This window comes from Helicobacter sp. L8 (genome assembly GCF_003660355.1).
Classification (GTDB): Bacteria; Campylobacterota; Campylobacteria; order Campylobacterales; family Helicobacteraceae; genus Helicobacter; species Helicobacter labacensis.
In genome coordinates, this window is the sequence record NZ_QXQR01000069.1 from 1 (window position 1) to 212 (window position 212).

A 212-nucleotide genomic window follows, 5' to 3' on the forward strand; every position below is an offset into this window, starting at 1 on the left:
ATGCCCAAACTCTCATCATTGAGTCCAGCCAACACCTTTAATAGCTGGCGTTTCTGCTCAGCCTTAGTGCTCAATGCGGCGATGTCGGCTTGGTTGTTCATGAATTGAATCTTACCCTCTTTGAGCGCGCCGGCGCACTTTCACAATGGCGTTATCTAAAGCCATTTGTTCTATAAACTCATCAATGTTCAAAACGCTATCTTCTTCAAACA

General features: G+C 44.8%; 1 pseudogene. It reads right to left on the minus strand.

Annotated features, from left to right (window positions below):
* Positions 1-212, minus strand: a pseudogene (locus EAO37_RS09765) (hypothetical protein); the annotation flags it as partial.